Here is a 15,666-nt window from a genome sequence, read left to right as displayed (position 1 = left end):
AGATAGTGTATGAAACACCTATTCTGCGAAAAGGTCAAAACATAGAAAATTTATCTAAATAACGCTATTTAGACAGAAAAATAAAAAAAGGGAAACGGTGAAAAAAAGCGGATTTAAGAACTAAAATCAGACAAAGATAACAAATTTACCGCAAACCCCACAACTCACAACCCACCACCTACTCCCTATTCTTTCTTCCTCCCCTCTATTCTTTTTCACTAAATTTGCGGCATGAAGTTTCCAGAAAAATTAGCGCATAAATTAAATCGAAGAGTAGAAAGCAATGCCCTTAGGCAGTTGGGCTCCAGCAATGACCTCATTGATTTTGCTTCGAATGATTATTTGGGGTTTGCGCAATCGAAAGCTATTTTTGATGCAACCCATACGTTGCTAGTGGATAGCGGCTTACAAAGGAACGGCGCCACAGGTTCCCGCTTATTAACGGGAAATCATACTTTGTATACCCAAACGGAAAATGACATCGCTTCCTTTCACGAAGCAGAATCGGCTTTGCTGTTCAATTCAGGCTACGATGCCAATATTGGGTTCTTTAGTGCCGTGCCGCAAAAAGGCGATTGCATTTTATACGATGAATTGATTCACGCTTCGATTCGAGACGGCATCCAACTCTCCAATGCCACCGCTTATAAATTCAAACACAACGATTGCGAAGATGTAGCGCGATTGATTGAAAAAGCCAAAACCAACCCCACAACCACTATTTATGTGGTCACAGAATCGGTCTTCTCCATGGACGGCGATACCCCTCCTTTAGCCGAACTGGCCCAACTTTGTCAGCAACACCAGGCTTATTTTGTGGTAGACGAAGCCCATACTTTAGGCGTTTTTGGCGACAAAGGCGAAGGATTATTGCAGTTATTAAATTTGCAACACCTAGTTTTCGCACGAATTAGCACCTTCGGAAAAGGATTGGGTTGCCACGGAGCGGTAATTTTAGGCAGTCAAGAATTAAAATCCTACCTCATCAATTTCGCCCGAAGTTTAATTTATACTACTGGACTTCCACCCCACGCGGTTGCGACGATTCAAGTGGCGTACCAACATTTGGCACAAAATAATGAAGCGCGGGAAAATCTAAGAACAAACATCAATACATTCAACCAGCAAAAACAATTGTTGGGATTAAAACCGCTTTTTGTAAGAAGTAAATCGGCCATTCAATGTGCAGTTATTCCGGGTAATGAACAAGTAAAAAAGATTGCTACGCAGCTGCAACAACAAGGGTTTAATGTAAAAGCCATTCTATCTCCCACCATTCCCGAAGGCCAAGAACGCCTGCGGATTTGTTTGCACAGTTACAATGCAGAACTAGAAATTAGCCGCCTTTTAAAGTCCTTTGCCGCTCTTATTTTTTAGTTGTTTGTGACAAAAAAGGAAGTCTCCCACTTCTTTAATACTGAATATCTTTATCCTCTTGAGCCTTGCTACGAAAGGCTTTCTAAAAAAAGTTATTTATTTTTGTAACGTTTTAATGGTTTGCTCACTTACGAGTAGTACTTAAAAAATTAAAACCATTATGAAAGCAACTTCTATTTTATCAAAAGCACCGATTTTCAACTTTGTATTTATTTCACTAGCTACTGTAGGCCTCGTGTTTTCGGCAGTCAACCATTTTTTATTGCAGAAACCCAACACCCAATTACTTATCCTAATGTCGTGTTTATTTGTAGCTTCTGTTGCTGCATGGTTTCGAAATAAATTAAATAAGTAAGCATCCTAAAGTTTCAATCATCAAATTCAAACCCCTTTAAATCAATCAAAATCATGAAAAATGTATTTCAATTACTCGTAGTTTTCATTGCAGTTTTATGTAGCACCAACCCTCAGGCCCAAACCAAATCAGCTCCACTTGAAAATTCCCTTTTGTGGGAAGTATCCGGTAATGGTTTAACTACTCCTTCGTATATTTACGGAACCGTTCACATGATTTGTAGTAGCGATTATTTTCTATCCGAAAAAACAAATACTGCACTTCAAGCTTCCAAAAAATTGGTTTTAGAAATAAACATGACCGACCCGAATGAATTAGCCGTAATGCAAAACACAATGATTGCAAAAGAACCCCTTGACAAAACACTAAATGCGGTACAATTGTCTAAATTAGAAGAAATTTTTAAAAAAATCGACGGTATTTCGGTGGAGCAAGTCAACTCCTATAATTTAACCGCCGTAATGAGCTTGCTTTATATGAAAAGCTATGGTTGTACGGATTTGAAATTCTATGAAATGGAATTTATGGCTGACTTCAAAAAACGAAATTTAGAGGTTGTAGGATTGGAACTCGTTACATCGCAATTGACAACTCTAGAAAATGCTTATACGAAGGATGAAATGCTAAAACTGTTAGAAGAAATAAGTGCGAAAGAAACCGCTAAATTAGTTCAAGACTATAAAGGCGAAAACATCAATAGTCTTTATCTAGACATTACAGACGAAAAAGTAATGAATAAGAAAACCAAAGCCGAACTGCTTGACAAACGCAACATCGACTGGGTTACCAAAATACCCGCTTTAATGAAAAAAGAATCTGTATTTATTGCAGTTGGAGCTGCCCATTTGGCCGGCGAATACGGTGTACTTCATTTGTTGAAAAAAGTAGGATATACAGTAAGTCCAATTTTGAACTAGTTTTATTGTGAAAGAAAAAGAGCACGAATTTTTAACCCGCATCGAGAAACATAAAGGAATTTTGTATAAAGTTTCCCGAATGTATATGGACAATGCTGTTGACCAAGAAGATTTGTTTCAGGAAATCATCTGTCAGCTTTGGAAGTCGTATGACTCTTTTAGAAATGAGAGCCAGTTTTCGACTTGGATGTACCGCGTGGCTATTAATACCGCCATTATTTTCCTGAAAAAAGAGAAGCGAAAAGTGGACAAATATGAAATCCCTTCGGACAATATTAAAGAGGACGAAGGCGACTCTCACATCAAAGAAAGCCAAATAGAGCACTTCTACAAAGCGGTTCAGCAATTAGAGAAAATTGACAAAGCGATTATTTTTTATCAGCTCGAGGGATTTTCACATAAAGAAACTGGATTGAATTTAGGAATTTCAGAAGGCAATGCCCGAGTAAAATTAAACCGGGCCAAAGAAAAATTAAAAGAAATTATAAAAAACCAAGGTTATGGATTTTAACGACATACAAAACGCATGGAACAACGAGAAGACTGAAAAAGTCGTTGTTCCCGATAATTTAAAGAAAATACAATCGGCAAATACGCCTTTAGACCGTATCAAGAACAACTTGAAAAAGGAATTTACATATCAAATCCTTTCCATTGTCTTTATGGGTTTTATACCAGTGTTGTATGATTTTTCACCGCAAATACTGCTCTTATTTTATTTGCTTTTCAGTCTTTTTGTAGGAATTTGTGCGTATTATTTTACCAAATTTTATTTCTTTTACAGAAGACTGAATGCCTTGACATTAAAGACAAAAGACAGTTTGTACGAGACCTATTTTGACATCCGACTCAATATGGAGCTTTATAAAACCTTTGGATTTGCTTTAACACCCTTTATGATTTTATTTCTAATTGGTTTTCTGTACGTTCAATTTTCAAAAACGCCAGGGTTTGCATTCACTGAATTTAATACTACGCAAATAGTCGGTATCTTTTCGGTAGTTATCTTCTGTATGCTTTTTATGGGGATCGCTTTAGAGTGGTGGGTCAATAGCTTTTACGGGAAATACGCAAAAGAAATTAAATCCGTCATCAACGAGTTAAAAGAAGAATAATAAATGACCCATCTTAGCGATGGGTTTTTTATTTTTGTGACTTACAGTATCAAACATGAAATTATTTATCACAGGAATTGGAACAGACGTTGGGAAAACCATTGTTTCGGCAATCATCACGCAAGCTTTAGAAGCCGATTATTGGAAGCCTATTCAAGCGGGAGATTTAGAACATTCGGACACGCATAAAATCAAAGCCTACGTTTGCAATCCAAAAACGCAATTCATTGACAACAGTTATGCCTTAAATACGCCGGCAAGTCCACACCTTGCGGCTGAATTGGATGGCGTTACTATCGACATCAAGAATATTATTGAACCAAATACGGAAAACCATTTGGTTATTGAAGGAGCAGGCGGACTATTTGTTCCTTTAAACCATCAAGATACTATTATTGATTTAATTCAACCCGATTACAAGGTCATTGTCGTTTCCCGACATTATTTGGGAAGTATCAACCATACGTTATTGACTCTTGAAGCTTTGAGAAATAGAAGGATTGAAGTAGCAGGAATCATTTTCAACGGCGAAAAAAACGAAGCTACCGAATCGATTATTTTGAACAAAACCGGTGTACATTTCATAGGAAGACTGGAACCTGAACCTTATATGGATACCAATGTCATCAATGAATATGCAGATTTGTGGCGGGAAACTCTTTTGAAGTTGTAACTACACTATTTTTCATTAAATTTGAATAAAAAAGAAACCATGATTACCGATATCAATCAATTGGACTTGAATAAAACGTATTCTTATGCGGATTATTTGACTTGGGAATTTGATGATAGAGTAGAATTATTTAACGGTAAAATATTTAAAATCGGACCATCCCCAAACAGGAATCACCAAGAAGCAGCAAGAGAATTAGCAGGAAATATATGGACTATTTTGAAAGGTAATTCTTGTAATTTATTTATGGCACCATTTGATGTTCGTTTACCAATTACCAAAAACTCAAAAAGCGACAAGGAAGTTTACACCGTTGTGCAACCCGATTTATGTGTAGTTTGTGATGAAAACAAACTTGATTCTCGTGGTGCCATTGGAGCTCCCGATTTAATGATTGAAATTTTATCTCCCGGAAACTCCAAAAAAGAAATGACCCATAAATATGAATTGTATCAGGAAGCAGGCGTTTTAGAATATTGGCTTGTCAATCCAACCGAAAAGATGATACTTATTTATATTTTAAAGGATGGAATTTTCGTTGGCCAACAACCTTTAATAGAAGAAAATAAAATCAAAAGTCCGTTGTTTCCACAACTCGATTTCACGTTGTCGGAGATTTTTAATTGATACAAATATTCTAATTATTACCTTTTCATCTCTTTCGGCATTCCTTACCTTTGCCCCATGAACATTATCGAAAAAGACCGCCAATACCTTTGGCATCCGTATACCCAACATAAAACAGCAGCCACGCCAATAGCCATTGTAAAAGGAAAAGATGCCCTACTTTGGGACGAAAACGGCAAAGAATATATTGACGCCATCGCTTCTTGGTGGGTCAATCCTTTTGGACATTCGAATACCTTTATTGCCGATGCGATTTACAAACAATTGACCACATTAGAGCACGTACTTTTCGGTGGATTTACACACGAGCCTGCTGTTCAAGTTGCTGAGAAATTGATTCCGATGTTGCCTTCCAACCAACAAAAACTCTTTTTCTCCGACAATGGTTCCACTTCAGTTGAGGTTGCGATTAAAGTGGCTTTGCAGTATTTTTTCAATAAAGGCGAAAAGCGCACTACGGTAATTGCTTTTGAAAATGCTTTTCACGGCGACACTTTTGCGGCAATGGCTGCTAGTGGTATTTCGTTTTACACCCAAGCTTTTCAAGGCATGTTTATTGATGTGGTGCGAATTCCGGTTCCTACACCTGGCAACGAACAAGCCAGTTTTGATGCTTTGCAAGCGGTTACAAAATCGCATAATTGTGCTGCATTTATTTTTGAACCACTCGTTCAAGGAGCTGCCGGAATGGTGATGTATGCTCCAGAATCTTTGGACAAACTGATTGAAATTTGCCAAGAAAACCAAGTCCTCACGATTGCCGATGAAGTCATGACTGGATTTGGAAAAACCGGTAAGAACTTCGCCTGCGATTATTTGCAACAGCAGCCCGATATGATGTGTCTATCAAAAGCACTTACAGGCGGTACGATTCCGATGGCGTTGACGACCTTTACGCAAGAATTATTCGATGCTTTTTACGACGACGATATTAACAAAGCCTTGTTTCACGGCCATACTTTCACGGCAAATCCTACAGGTTGTGCCGCTGCTCTAGCGAGTATGACTTTGCTGGAACAACCCGAAATGCAAGATAACTTAAAGCGCATAAACCAACAGCATTTAGCATTTCAAGAACGTATAAAAAGCCATTCTCGAGTAGTAACCACACGCGTTTTAGGAGTAATTTTCGCCTTAGAAATTAAATCGGATAACGCTGAGAGTTATTACGGAACGATGCGAAACAAGTTGTATAACTTTTTCATTGCAAGTGGCGTGATTTTACGACCCGTAGGCAACATCGTTTACATCTTACCGCCGTACATCATGACGGACGAACAATTGCAGAAAGTCTACACAATCATTGAAGAAGCGATTGAAATAGTTTAATTTTGGAGCCATTTCCAGCTATCCGTTGCAATCTTTTGTCCCGATAAAAATCGGGACAAAAGGATTTCCACTACTATCTGGGCTAGGAGTTTCCGTATCACCACACCATTTTATTTTGCAAGAACCCATCGCTATAACCGCACTTTCCTCCCTTTCTTCTTTAGGAAATAATCCTGCTGAAGTTTGGAAAAACTACCTGCAACCGAATCATTTTTTACAATTAAAACCCTTTGGAACAGATGCTGCATTTGCCGCTCCGTTATCTGCTGAATCGAAAAAGTTAGTAAAGGAATTGACGAAAAGTGATTCTAAATACAAATCGCTCGACCCGTCGGTATTGATGGCGATTTGGACTTCGCGTCAAGCTATTGAACAAGCGAATTGGAGCGAGAAATCTGATTTTGGTATCAATATCGGTTCCTCACGAGGTGCTACTTCCCTATTTGAAAATCATTTTCAAGAATTTCTGGAAACTGGAAAAGCACAAACACTTGCTTCACCAACCACTACTTTGGGAAACATTTCTTCGTGGGTTGCCCATGATTTGCAATCGGAAGGACCAGAATTGTCGCATTCCATCACTTGCTCCACCGGTTTGCATGCCGTTTTAAATGGAGTTGCTTGGTTAAGAGCCGGAATGGCCGATGCGTTTTTAGTTGGCGGAAGCGAAGCTCCCTTAACTCCCTTTACGATTGCTCAAATGAAAGCCATGAAAATTTATGCTTCCAATGCTGAAATGGATTATCCGTGTCGTTCTCTGGATTTCAACAAAAAGAAGAACAGCATGGTTTTGGGTGAAGCAGCGGTTTCGATTTGTTTGGAACTTGGAAAAAAGGACAATGCACTCGCCTATATCACTGGAATTGGTTATGCTACTGAAATTTTGCAACACTCCGTTTCGGTTTCTACAGAAGCCGAATGTTTTAAGAAATCCATGAAAATGGCGTTGAAAAACACGTTTATTGAAAAAGTAGATGCCATCGTGATGCATGCTCCCGGAACCATCAAAGGCGATACCTCCGAATATAAAGCCATCCAAAATGTTTTTGGCGAAAGCCTGCCACTTCTCACTACTAATAAATGGAAAGTGGGCCATACGTTTGCTACTTCAGGCTTATTGAATATGGAATTGGCGTTGTTAATGATGCAAAATAATCAGTTTATTGATGTTCCATTTGGCAAACCACAACAGCAAAACAGGGCTCTTAAAACGGTTTTGGTCAATGCGGTAGGTTTTGGTGGAAATGCCGTTAGTATTTTGATGGAGGTTTAGTTGAGTTTTCGGTTATCAGTTGACGGTTGTCATTTGTTGGATAAGTGTATTATAAAATTTGAAATCAAATCATTTTCATCAGCATTTAATAGATTTAACGACTTTTGTTTTTAAAACTAATTCATCACGCAAGTTGCGTGGACGCTTACGCAAAACATAGGCTGACTCACGCAACTTGCGTGAACATGCACGGGAGAGGCGTTCGTACTCCTGCGTGACGCGTGAACAGTCACGCGAAATATGTACTGACTCACGTAAAATGTGTGGAGACTCACGCATGACGCGGGAACGCTCACGCGATTTCCACGAATCATAATTCTTTTTATACAGCCCTGAAACACGTAACTACTTGCTCTAAAAACGTTGTCATTTGCCTTAAAATCAACTTTTAGCATGAAATTTGAAAGTAAATTCTATAAAATAACTTAAATTTGGTGTAACAAACCTACTGTTTAAACTACTAATCAGTATAAACCAGTAACAAATTATTAATAGTTATGAAAAAATCATTAATGGCTTTGAGTTCAGTTCTCATGCTTGGAAGTGTTGCTTCAGCTCAGAAAGTAAATTTTGAGGAGTACACTTTAGAAAATGGTCTTCATGTTATCTTGCATCAAGACAAATCGGCACCAGTAGTAATTACATCTGTAATGTACCACGTAGGTGCTAAAGACGAAAACCCAGAACGCACGGGTTTTGCTCACTTTTTTGAACACCTTTTGTTTGAAGGAACAGAAAACATCAAAAGAGGAGAATGGTTCAAAATCGTTTCTGGAAATGGTGGTACGAACAATGCCAACACTTCTGACGATAGAACATACTACTACGAAGTTTTCCCTTCAAACAGTTTAGAGTTGGGATTATGGATGGAATCAGAACGATTGATGCATCCAGTTATCAACCAAATTGGTGTTGATACTCAAAACGAAGTTGTAAAAGAAGAAAAAAGATTGCGTGTTGATAATTCTCCTTACGGAAATTTATTTACAGTAGTTAAAGAAAACTTGTTTTCAAAACACCCTTACCGTTGGGCTCCAATTGGATCTATGGAACATTTAGATGCTGCAACTTTAGAAGAGTTTCAAGCATTTAACAAGAAATTCTACGTTCCTAACAACGCTGTTTTAGTTGTTGCAGGAGATATTGACCCTGTTCAAACACTTAAATGGGTGAATAAATACTTTGGAACTATTAAAAGAGGTGCTGATGTGAAAAAGGAAACTTTTGTTGAAGCTCCTATCACTAAGCAAATCAATGCTACTTATGAAGACCCGAACATTCAATTGCCAATGGTGATTCAAGCGTTTAGAACTCCTTCCATGAAAACAAGAGATGCTAAAGTATTGGACATGATTTCTACTATTTTAAGTGATGGTAAAAGTTCTCGTTTGTACAAGAAATTGGTTGATGAGAAGAAAATGGCTTTACAAGTTGGTGCTTTTAACAACAGTCAAGAAGACTACGGTATGTATTTGATTTACGGAATTCCGATGGGTGAAAACACATCTGAAACTTTGACGGCAAATATTGACGAAGAGATTAAAAAGATGCAAACTGAATTGATTTCTGAGAGAGACTTTCAAAAATTGCAAAACGTTTATGACAATCAATACGTAAACAATAATACAAGCATTGAAGGAATTGCAGAAAATTTGGCTAGTTATCACATGCTTTATGGCGATATCAATTTGATCAATACTGAGATTGAAATGTACCGTTCTATCACACGTGAAGAAATTAGAGATGTAGCTAAAAAGTATTTAAACCCAAATCAGCGTTTGCTTTTGGATTACGTTCCTGCAAAAGATAAAGCGACAAAATAAGATATATCATGAAAAAAACCCTATTTATAGTAAGCTTGTTCTTAACAACAATTATGCAAGCACAAGACAGACCAATGCCCAAACCAGGGCCAGCTCCAGTAATTAATATTGGAAAACCTCAAACATTTGAATTAAAAAATGGTTTGAAAGTAATGGTAGTAGAAAACCATAAATTACCACGAGTTTCCTTTAACCTAAGCATCGATAATGCTCCTTATGCTGAAGGCGCTAAGAAAGGTGTTGCTGACTTAACAAGCAGCATGATGGGTAATGGAACTGCTAAGATGCCCAAAGATAAGTTTAATGAAGAAGTGGATTTCTTAGGAGCCAACATCGGATTTAATTTAAATGGTGCTTACGCAAGTGGATTATCAAAATACACTGATAAAATGCTATCGCTTTTGGTTGATGGAGCATTAAACTCTGTTTTCACTCAAGAAGAATTAGAAAAAGAAAGAGCAAAACTTCTTGAAGGATTAAAAAGCGAAGAGAAAAGCGTTACTGCAGTTGCAGGTCGTGTTGAAGATGTATTGTTTTACGGAAAAACACACCCAAGTGGTGAGTATTTGACTGAAGCAACAATCAACAATGTTTCTTTAGCAGATGTTAAAAACGAATACGCTACTTACTTCGTACCCGAAAATGCTTATTTAGTAATCATTGGAGATGTAAAATTTAAAGACGTTAAGAAAGCGGTTGAGAAATCGTTTAAAGATTGGAAAAAGGCAGCTGCTCCAGCCGTAGTTTACACCGATCCTAAAGATGTGCAATATTCTCAAATTAACTTTGTGGATATGCCCAATGCGGTTCAATCCGAAATTTCATTAGTGAATGTTTCTGATTTAAAAATGACAGACAAAGATTATTTTGCTGTTCTCCTTGCTAATCAAGTTTTAGGTGGTGACTTTAACAGTTACTTGAACATGAACTTGAGAGAAGCTCACGGTTGGACTTATGGTGCTCGTTCAAGCATACGTGGAAACAAGTATGTTGGTAAATTTAAAGCCAACACACAAGTTAGAAATGCCGTAACAGATAGTGCTGTTGTTGAATTCTTCAAAGAAATCAAAAAAATTAGATCAGAAAAAGTAGAAGACGAAATGTTGAAAAACGTTAAAGCTGGTTACGTAGGTAGTTTCGTTATGGCAATGGAAAAACCAGGTACAATTGCTCGTTATGCACTTTTGGCTCAAACGCAAAAGTTACCAGATGACTTTTTTGAAAACTACGTAAAAAACATCAATGCAGTTACTGCAGACGACATTTTAAGAGTTTCTAAAAAATATTTCCATGAAGATAACATCCGGGTTTTAGTTACTGGAAAAGCTTCTGATGTATTAGCAGGATTGGAATCATTGAAAATGCCAATTTTCTACTTTGATAAATTTGGTAACCCAACAGAAAAACCAGCTACATCTAAAGAAATTCCTGCAGGTGTAACTCTTAAAACAGTTTATGACAACTATATTAAAGCAGTTGGTGGAGACAAAGCAGTTAAATCTGTAAAATCAGTAATGATGGTTGGTTCTACTACAATTCCACAAGCACCACAACCATTGACTTATACTTCAAAAAACGACAGTAAAAGTCGATTGATGGTTGATATTTCTATGGGTGCGATGAGTATGTCAAAACAAGTTATTGGCGACTCTTCTGCTTATATGACAGCACAAGGACAAAAAATGGATGTTCCTGCAGCTGATTTTGCAGAAACGAAAGCAAGTGCTAAATTATTCCCAGAATTAGACGCTACTTACGGAACACTTACTGCTATCGAATCTATTGACGGTTCTGATGCGTATGGTGTAACCAAAGGAAAAACAGTAACGTATTATGATGTAAAATCAGGTTTGAAAGTTGCTGATGAAGCAACTCAAGAGCAAGGTGGTCAGAAAATTGTTGTTACTACTTCTTACAAAGATTACAAAGAAGTAAAAGGTGTTAAATTTCCTTATACAATCATTATGAATGTAGGAATTGATTTAGATATCAAAATCTCTGAAATCAAAGTAAACGAAGGAGTTTCGGATGCTGATTTCAAATAATTAAAATTTTTGCCCCAAATGGAAATGACCGTCAGTAATGGCGGTCATTTTTTATTTTAGATAGGTTCCTAAATTACTTGAATTCTGTGTCGCAGTTTTTGCACTTATAAACGTTTTTATAATAAAACGGAAACACCACAAAGAAGAACATAACGACCATCGACAGAATTCCTTTAGTTCCTTTCATCGATTTAAAGTTGGCATATAAATCTGTGGAGCCACAATTGGGACAAACCATTGCTTTTCCATCATCATCAAGCGTAGCAACAGCCTGAATTTCTTGTAATATCAAAAGCGCTTTATCACTATCGCTTTCATCTACTTTTAATTTTATACCTCCAACTCCCTGACTCATCAAAGGGTTTATGGCAACAGTATGTTCGTCAAAAATGTAACAATGAATCCCTTCACTTTCCAATTTTGATTTGAGCACATGCATATCAATTGGATTATCAAAAACTTGTACGGTTATGAGTTTCATTTAGGACTATTTTTTAGCTGACAAATAAATTCCCACAAAAATAATTACAGCGCCTAGATACTGAATAGGTGTAAACAATTCGCTGTCTAAAATTCCCCAGAAAAAAGCGACTACGGGAATCATGTAGGTTACGGACGAAGCGAAAACAGGCGACGACATGTGAATCAATCGGAAGAAAATGATATTGGCAATACCCGTACCTACAATCCCTAAAACAGCAATGTAAATCATTGCATGTTGCACATCCGGTTGCCCTACAACCGACACGAAATTGGTAGAAAACAATACGATAAGTGCAGGTATTACTAAGACCATAAAATTTCCGGTTGTAATGGCCAAAGGTTTCACATCTGACAAGTGCCTTTTTATTAAATTAATGTTGAGCGAATAGCAAAAAGCTGCAAAAACGACGAGCAACGCATACCAATAATTTTGGTCGGGGTTGTTTGCTGCTCCATTTAAAATCAATAAAACACTTCCTACAAGACCAATAATTACTCCGAATATTTGCCGCTTCTGCACTTGCAATCCAAATGCAAAAACCCCAATAACCAAAGCTCCAAGTGGCGTTAACGAATTTAAAACTGCAGTAATGGAACTAGAGATTTCTGTTTCTGCTATGGAAAATAAATACACGGGCATGAATGTTCCTATAAATGCCGTCAATGCAATGTATTTCCATTTGCCGTGGGGAATCGTAGTGATGCTTTTTAATCCTATTATTAAAAGAAATAGTGTGGCAAAAATGATTCGTAATGAACCCAGTTGATAAGGCGTTAACCCAATCAAACCGCGCTTGATTAATATAAAAGAACTACCCCAAATTAATGCGAGAACAAACAATAAAATCCACTTCAAATGCTTTGAAAACATACCTAAAATTTTGATTGGCAAAATTCTAACTTTAAAATGAATTTCAAATGCTTTTTTGATTATTTTTGCAACTAATTACCAATAGCTTGATTGATAATTTTTATAATTTAAATACTACGAATATGAAAAAATCCCTTTTAATCTTAGCGCTTTCAACGATGTTTTTGACTAGTTGTAAAGACAATGCAGCTGCCGCTACTGAAACTGCAGCTGAATCTACAACGGAAACAACAACAGAAACGAAAACAGTTGCTGCAGTTGGAAAAGTTGAAACAGCAAGTTTTACCATTGATGGAATGTCTTGCGAAATCATGTGCGCTTCTAAAATTCAAAAAGAATTAACCGCTACCGAAGGTGTTCAAAAAGCAACCATCGATTTTGAGAAAAAATTAGCGACTATTGAGTACGATTCTGCTGTTACTTCTCCTGAGAAATTAGTTGAAAAAGTAGAAGCAGTAAACGGTGGCGATTCTTATAAAGTTTCTAACTTGAAATCATCAGCAGACCATGCGAGTCTGTTTCAAGAAAAACCTAAAAAAGAGAAGAAAAAATCAAAGAAAGAACGTAAAGCAGAGGAAAAAGCAGCAGCTGAAGGAAAGACAGCTACACCAGCTTGTTGTTCATCTAAAAAAGCATGTTCTGAGAAAAAAGAAACGATGTAATTTTTAGTAGAAAATTAATAAAAAAAGGAACTCGATTGAGTTCCTTTTTTATTGTTAGTGGGTTATTAACATAAAATAAAGTCTTAATCAATGTTGTCACTTTAGTGAGTCGCGTTGCAAACGCTTCCATTTGTTTTTTGATTATAAGTAGGTACTCGATGCAATGGAGCAGCAGGTGGGATTGCAGAAGATAGCGTACATTATTCTTTTAAAAACCGTAACCTTTCCCCTGTGTCTGGGTCGCCGAAAAAATACCAAATCTGATAATTAACACCTTTTTTATATACATTAATACCAGTTTGAGTTGTTTTGTCAGTGTAAGTAATTTCTAATAATTTAAGATTAGCACTTTTATAGTCGGAGATTTTCCAAGTTCCAGATGTATTTAAATTATCAATTGCACCATTTTCTTTTGCATTAGAAGAATCAGAAGTCCAATATTTCCATTTAAATAAATCTTTAGAATTATTTAAAATAAATGTACTGTCTGCTTTAAAAATGATATATATGCTATCTACATTTTCTTTCATACACAAATATTCATATGAAAACTTATCTAATTTCCATTTTCCTATGATATCAACTTCATTAAAATCAACATTTTTAGTTTGAATACTACTATCAACTGGACTAAAAAAATGACAAGAGTTTAATAAAATCGCATTTATTATTATAATAAATGTTTTTTTCATAATTTTTTAATTTACAGGTTCAGACCATATGCTAAATACTTGACAGTCTATAATTGCATAGTAAATATACACTATTCCTACTTCCCTAACACCCTTTCTAAAATACTAACTTCCACTTTGAGGCGTTCGTTTTCTTTTTCTAATGCGGCAATGCGGTCCTGAAGAGTGGTATCGGGTGGCGTAAAAGTAGAAAAATCTTTGGGCAACTGGTCGGCCAAGTCTTTCAGGAAATTGTGTTTGAGTATGAGGCTTAGTTTCCAGATGGTATCGGTTTGCATCGAAGTTTTAGAGCGATAGGCCAGCACGGTTTGTGGACGCACGCCCAATATTCTGGAAAGTGAACTCTTGAAAGTGCGGTGTTCTTTAAAATACCGGGCAATTAAATTTCCTATGGAGGGTACCGTTTCTAAAATTGTTGTTTCTTTATTTTCCATCATCAGTGCAGTGTAAGGGGTTGTAACTATCTACCTACTTTATACTTAAAAACACAAGCCGTATTGTTCATTGCTTGGCATCAATATTTAAATTATAAGACGAAAAAAGCACTAATAGTGCTCATATTACTGCTAATTATTCACAAAAAAGGCATAAAAATTGTGTGTTTCAAGCAATTTATGTACTAAAAATTGCATTAAAACTGTGAGTTTTGCTGCTAATTATTCATAATAACCGCATAAAAATTGAGTAAGTTGAGCATTTTATGTAATTACAAACGCATTTATTATGCTTTACTTGTTACAAATAATACGTTTTTCGTGTATTTTAATCCTAAAAATAATCGGTTTCTAAGAACCGATTATTCTTCTACAAGTCTTTTTTTAAACACCATTGTCCGTTTTTCGTCCTAATTTGTCATACCTCTTTTTCAATTTATCATAGGGCTCTTTAGCGCCACTCACGCCAGCTTTATTTGCGGCATGAATCAGGTTATAAATCAATGAAGAGGTAGCCATTGTTTCGCTTGATGCAATGCGGTGTATGTCACTAATTCTTCGCGATACTTCGGCAAATTTAGAAGCAATAGCATCTGCTTGTTCAGCTAGAGTAAGGTCGTTTTCAAAAATTTGCAAGTCAATAAAGGGTGGTAAAATGTTTTTGGCAGGACCTTGTGCCTCAATCAGTACATTGTCAGCAAATACTTTGTTGTCTACATCCATTGATACCATACTGCCTCGCTCTTCATCTGTTAGGGATGCTTGGGGAAGAAAACTCAATAATGATGTAACTGCGTCATTAATTTTAGTAAGGGTAGGTTCGTCAATAATTAGGTCTAATCTGTTGTTGTTTACGTTTGCCATATTATTTATATTTAATAATTATAGTAACGAATTTAGAAAATTTACAAATATCTTAAACCACTGCTGCTCAGTAGTTATCAACACAGTTATTAACTTTTTTTAGATAAGTGGTTTGCCTAATAATCT

Annotated in this window: 17 protein-coding genes; 12 read left to right on the top strand and 5 right to left on the bottom strand. The window is 36.5% G+C overall.

The features are described from left to right. The first annotated feature begins 231 nt into the window (after positions 1–231). The 11 genes from ACQ5J2_RS05130 (at position 232) to ACQ5J2_RS05080 (ending at position 11,534) form a co-directional block, all read left to right on the top strand. Complete coding sequence (locus ACQ5J2_RS05130) at positions 232–1,377, top strand: aminotransferase class I/II-fold pyridoxal phosphate-dependent enzyme (protein WP_432672658.1); 1,146 nt, start codon at positions 232–234, stop codon at positions 1,375–1,377. A gap of 160 nt (positions 1,378–1,537) precedes the next feature. After that, complete coding sequence (locus tag ACQ5J2_RS05125) at positions 1,538–1,732, top strand: hypothetical protein (protein WP_432672657.1); 195 nt, start codon at positions 1,538–1,540, stop codon at positions 1,730–1,732. 53 nt (positions 1,733–1,785) lie between these two features. Then, complete coding sequence (locus tag ACQ5J2_RS05120) at positions 1,786–2,649, top strand: TraB/GumN family protein (protein WP_432672656.1); 864 nt, start codon at positions 1,786–1,788, stop codon at positions 2,647–2,649. A gap of 7 nt (positions 2,650–2,656) precedes the next feature. Beyond that, complete coding sequence (locus ACQ5J2_RS05115; protein WP_432672655.1) at positions 2,657–3,160, top strand: RNA polymerase sigma factor; 504 nt, start codon at positions 2,657–2,659, stop codon at positions 3,158–3,160. Then, positions 3,150–3,764, top strand: coding sequence for a hypothetical protein (locus ACQ5J2_RS05110; protein WP_432672654.1), 615 nt, complete (start codon positions 3,150–3,152; stop codon positions 3,762–3,764). The genes ACQ5J2_RS05115 and ACQ5J2_RS05110 overlap by 11 nt, the downstream gene beginning before the upstream one ends. A 55-nt stretch (positions 3,765–3,819) precedes the next feature. Next, a complete protein-coding gene (gene bioD, locus ACQ5J2_RS05105; protein ID WP_432672653.1) occupies positions 3,820–4,437 on the top strand; it encodes a dethiobiotin synthase in 618 nt (205 codons plus the stop codon). Between the two features lie 39 nt (positions 4,438–4,476). Continuing rightward, the gene (locus ACQ5J2_RS05100) at positions 4,477–5,064 is read left to right on the top strand and encodes a Uma2 family endonuclease (RefSeq protein WP_432673266.1); all 588 of its coding nucleotides are present in this window, start codon (positions 4,477–4,479) and stop codon (positions 5,062–5,064) included. Positions 5,065–5,121: 57 nt separating this feature from the next. Next, positions 5,122–6,393: an adenosylmethionine--8-amino-7-oxononanoate transaminase gene (bioA, locus tag ACQ5J2_RS05095; protein WP_432672652.1), complete on the top strand. Its 1,272-nt coding sequence runs from the start codon at positions 5,122–5,124 to the stop codon at positions 6,391–6,393. A gap of 115 nt (positions 6,394–6,508) precedes the next feature. Beyond that, positions 6,509–7,666: a beta-ketoacyl synthase N-terminal-like domain-containing protein gene (locus ACQ5J2_RS05090; protein ID WP_432672651.1), complete on the top strand. Its 1,158-nt coding sequence runs from the start codon at positions 6,509–6,511 to the stop codon at positions 7,664–7,666. A 497-nt stretch (positions 7,667–8,163) separates the two neighbouring features. Beyond that, complete coding sequence (locus ACQ5J2_RS05085; RefSeq protein ID WP_432672650.1) at positions 8,164–9,489, top strand: M16 family metallopeptidase; 1,326 nt, start codon at positions 8,164–8,166, stop codon at positions 9,487–9,489. A gap of 8 nt (positions 9,490–9,497) precedes the next feature. Beyond that, the gene (locus ACQ5J2_RS05080) at positions 9,498–11,534 is read left to right on the top strand and encodes a M16 family metallopeptidase (RefSeq protein WP_432672649.1); all 2,037 of its coding nucleotides are present in this window, start codon (positions 9,498–9,500) and stop codon (positions 11,532–11,534) included. Between the two features lie 73 nt (positions 11,535–11,607). On the opposite strand, the gene ACQ5J2_RS05075 is transcribed toward ACQ5J2_RS05080, so the two are convergent. After that, the gene (locus tag ACQ5J2_RS05075; protein WP_432672648.1) at positions 11,608–12,015 is read right to left on the bottom strand and encodes a DUF2007 domain-containing protein; all 408 of its coding nucleotides are present in this window, start codon (positions 12,013–12,015) and stop codon (positions 11,608–11,610) included. A 6-nt stretch (positions 12,016–12,021) separates the two neighbouring features. Continuing rightward, a complete protein-coding gene (locus ACQ5J2_RS05070) occupies positions 12,022–12,888 on the bottom strand; it encodes a DMT family transporter (RefSeq protein ID WP_432672647.1) in 867 nt (288 codons plus the stop codon). A 122-nt stretch (positions 12,889–13,010) separates the two neighbouring features. Here ACQ5J2_RS05070 and ACQ5J2_RS05065 point away from each other — a divergent pair, with 122 nt between their 5' ends. Further along, on the top strand, positions 13,011–13,550 hold the full coding sequence (locus tag ACQ5J2_RS05065; protein WP_432672646.1) for a heavy-metal-associated domain-containing protein: 540 nt from the start codon (positions 13,011–13,013) through the stop codon (positions 13,548–13,550). A 200-nt stretch (positions 13,551–13,750) separates the two neighbouring features. Here the strand turns inward: ACQ5J2_RS05065 and ACQ5J2_RS05060 are convergent, their stop codons facing one another. From ACQ5J2_RS05060 to ACQ5J2_RS05050, 3 genes are all read right to left on the bottom strand, one after another. Beyond that, the gene (locus tag ACQ5J2_RS05060; protein ID WP_432672645.1) at positions 13,751–14,242 is read right to left on the bottom strand and encodes a hypothetical protein; all 492 of its coding nucleotides are present in this window, start codon (positions 14,240–14,242) and stop codon (positions 13,751–13,753) included. 77 nt (positions 14,243–14,319) lie between these two features. Beyond that, the gene (locus ACQ5J2_RS05055; RefSeq protein ID WP_432672644.1) at positions 14,320–14,679 is read right to left on the bottom strand and encodes a hypothetical protein; all 360 of its coding nucleotides are present in this window, start codon (positions 14,677–14,679) and stop codon (positions 14,320–14,322) included. Positions 14,680–15,060: 381 nt separating this feature from the next. Beyond that, entirely contained in the window at positions 15,061–15,540 is a 480-nt protein-coding gene (locus ACQ5J2_RS05050; RefSeq protein WP_432672643.1) for a hypothetical protein, read from the bottom strand. Positions 15,541–15,666: the final 126 nt, after the last annotated feature.

Origin of the sequence: Flavobacterium sp. SM2513 (assembly GCF_050908145.1) — a bacterium.
Classification (GTDB): domain Bacteria; phylum Bacteroidota; class Bacteroidia; order Flavobacteriales; family Flavobacteriaceae; genus Flavobacterium.
This window is presented reverse-complemented; position numbering and strand designations above follow the sequence as displayed.

Coding starts and splice junctions, on each gene's coding strand:
- ACQ5J2_RS05080 (WP_432672649.1), top strand. CDS start 9,498: ATGAAAAAAACCCTATTTATAGTAAGCTTGTTCTTAACAACAATTATG.
- ACQ5J2_RS05100 (WP_432673266.1), top strand. CDS start 4,477: ATGATTACCGATATCAATCAATTGGACTTGAATAAAACGTATTCTTAT.
- ACQ5J2_RS05075 (WP_432672648.1), bottom strand. CDS start 12,015: ATGAAACTCATAACCGTACAAGTTTTTGATAATCCAATTGATATGCAT.
- ACQ5J2_RS05050 (WP_432672643.1), bottom strand. CDS start 15,540: ATGGCAAACGTAAACAACAACAGATTAGACCTAATTATTGACGAACCT.
- ACQ5J2_RS05130 (WP_432672658.1), top strand. CDS start 232: ATGAAGTTTCCAGAAAAATTAGCGCATAAATTAAATCGAAGAGTAGAA.
- ACQ5J2_RS05085 (WP_432672650.1), top strand. CDS start 8,164: ATGAAAAAATCATTAATGGCTTTGAGTTCAGTTCTCATGCTTGGAAGT.
- ACQ5J2_RS05065 (WP_432672646.1), top strand. CDS start 13,011: ATGAAAAAATCCCTTTTAATCTTAGCGCTTTCAACGATGTTTTTGACT.
- bioA (WP_432672652.1), top strand. CDS start 5,122: ATGAACATTATCGAAAAAGACCGCCAATACCTTTGGCATCCGTATACC.
- bioD (WP_432672653.1), top strand. CDS start 3,820: ATGAAATTATTTATCACAGGAATTGGAACAGACGTTGGGAAAACCATT.
- ACQ5J2_RS05055 (WP_432672644.1), bottom strand. CDS start 14,679: ATGATGGAAAATAAAGAAACAACAATTTTAGAAACGGTACCCTCCATA.
- ACQ5J2_RS05060 (WP_432672645.1), bottom strand. CDS start 14,242: ATGAAAAAAACATTTATTATAATAATAAATGCGATTTTATTAAACTCT.
- ACQ5J2_RS05125 (WP_432672657.1), top strand. CDS start 1,538: ATGAAAGCAACTTCTATTTTATCAAAAGCACCGATTTTCAACTTTGTA.
- ACQ5J2_RS05120 (WP_432672656.1), top strand. CDS start 1,786: ATGAAAAATGTATTTCAATTACTCGTAGTTTTCATTGCAGTTTTATGT.
- ACQ5J2_RS05070 (WP_432672647.1), bottom strand. CDS start 12,888: ATGTTTTCAAAGCATTTGAAGTGGATTTTATTGTTTGTTCTCGCATTA.
- ACQ5J2_RS05110 (WP_432672654.1), top strand. CDS start 3,150: ATGGATTTTAACGACATACAAAACGCATGGAACAACGAGAAGACTGAA.